Annotated in this window: 3 protein-coding genes; all 3 read right to left on the reverse strand. The window is 68.4% G+C overall.

Annotation, left to right across the window (positions count from 1 at the left end; all coding sequences use genetic code 11):
* Positions 1-658 (reverse strand): aldo/keto reductase (locus tag AC1D12_RS31955; protein ID WP_477845185.1); only part of this gene is annotated, 658 nt, incomplete at its 3' end.
* A 31-nt stretch (positions 659-689) separates the two neighbouring features.
* Positions 690-1,616, reverse strand: coding sequence for a carboxylesterase family protein (locus AC1D12_RS31960; protein ID WP_477845186.1), 927 nt, complete (start codon positions 1,614-1,616; stop codon positions 690-692).
* A 116-nt stretch (positions 1,617-1,732) separates the two neighbouring features.
* Positions 1,733-1,975: chorismate synthase (locus AC1D12_RS31965; protein WP_477845187.1), on the reverse strand; the 243-nt coding region annotated here is incomplete at its 5' end.

Consider the following 1,975-nt stretch of genomic DNA (forward strand, 5'->3'; position numbering starts at 1 on the left):
GGCCCACGCCCTGGTCGCGGCACAGCGGAATCATCTCGCGCTCTTCCTCGCGGTAGGCCAGGTTGTAGTGGTTCTGCATGCTGATGAACGGCGTCCAGCCGTGGCGGCGCGCGGTCTCCTGCATCTTCGCGAACTGCCAGGCCCACATCGAACTCGCCCCCAGGTAGCGCACCTTGCCCGCCTTCACCAGGTCGTGCAGCGCCTCCATCGTCTCCTCGACCGGAGTGTTCGGGTCGAAGCGGTGGATCTGGTAGAGGTCGATGTAGTCGGTCTTCAGGCGGGCGAGGCTCGCATCGACCGCATGGAACAAGCGCTTGCGGCTCAGGCCGTGCAGGTTCGGCGGAGCCTGGTCGAACGCGGTCGCGGCGTTGCGGTATTCCATCTCGACCAGGTAGTAGGCCTTGCTCGCGATGACGACCTCGTCGCGCCGGCAGAACTCGCGGATGAAGCGGCCGGTCAGCACCTCGCTCTCGCCGGACGAGTACATGTCGGCGGTGTCGAAGAAGTTGATGCCGAGCTCGACGGCGCGCTGCACCAGCGGCCGGCTCGCGGCCTCGTCGAGCACCCAGGGCCGCCAGTCGGGGCGGCCGTAGGTCATCATGCCGAGCGCGATGCGCGACACCTGCAGGCCGCTGCGGCCGAGTCGGATGGTTTTCATGGCCGCCAGCGTAACGCCTGCGGCAAGGGCATCAGCGCGTGTGGGCAAGCATCCACTGGTAGATGTTGCGGCCGGTCTCGACCTGCGCGGCCGGGTCGTAGGTGCGCGTCCACGAATCGTGGCCGACGCCCGGGTACAGCGTCAGCTTCGCCGCCGGGTCGACCGCGTTCGCGCAGGTGTAGCCGTCGGCCGTCGTCGCCTTGTTCAGCTTGTCGACCCAGCCCTGCGACAGCGCCGGCAGCACCGTGGTGTCGGCCGTGCCGTGGAAGGCGAACACCGGCAGGTTGCCGGCGACCATCGCGTTGCAGATGCCGTTGTTCGCACCCTTCGGATCGGCCGCGCCGGCGATCGGCACCAACGCGGCAATCTGCGATGCCCACGAGGTCTTCGGTGACGAGCCGGCCACCGATGCGGTCGCCAGGCTCCAGGCCGCCCCGCCGCCCATCGACAGCCCGGTCACGTAGATGCGCTTCGGATCGACCCGGTAGGTCTTGATCGCATGCGCCAGCATGCCGGCGGTGTCGTTGCCGTTCCACCAGCCGCGGCTGTCCTGCGGCGAGACGACGATGAAGCATTCACGCCCGGCCGGCATGTCGAAGCACATGTCGTTGTTGGCGGCGATCAGCTTCGGCGGGCCGTGGCGCTTCACGGTGTCGAGCTGCGAGCCGTTGGCCGCGCCGGTCTCGCCGGCGCCGTGGAAGAACACCATCAGCGGGTACGTCTTGCCGCTGGTCGCGTAGTCGGCCGGCAGGTACTCCCAGTACCAGACCGGCAGCGTGCCGTCGAGCGAGGTGAAGCTCTTCTTCAGCTGGCGCTCGGACGGCTTGGTGGCCTGCGCAGGCGGAGGCGGGTCGACGTTGCCGGAAGGAGCGCCGGTCGTGCTGCTGTCATCACCACCGCCGCCGCAGGCCGCCAACAGCAGGCCGAGGGTGATCGTCGTCGCAAGGCGCAGGTTCATGGCACGGACTCCCGAGGGCACATCCATCGGAAAGCAAGGGATGCGCCTTGCGGTTTCGCGGGGAGATCGGCCTGGTTTGCGACGATTTGCGGCAATCCCTCACACGGCCTGTCGCCCTATGCGATGCGCGGTGTCTCGACGCGCACGTCACCGCACTGCGCCCGGTGCCGCAGCGCGTGGTCCATCAGCACGAGCGCCAGCATCGCCTCGGCGATCGGCGTGGCGCGGATGCCGACGCAGGGGTCGTGGCGGCCGTGCGTCTGCACGACGGTCGGATTGCCCTGCAGGTCGATCGAATCGCGCGGGCTGTGGATCGAGCTGGTCGGCTTGATCGCGATGTTGACGGTGATGTCCTGGCC

It is taken from the genome of Rhizobacter sp. P1_G5, assembly GCF_056405435.1.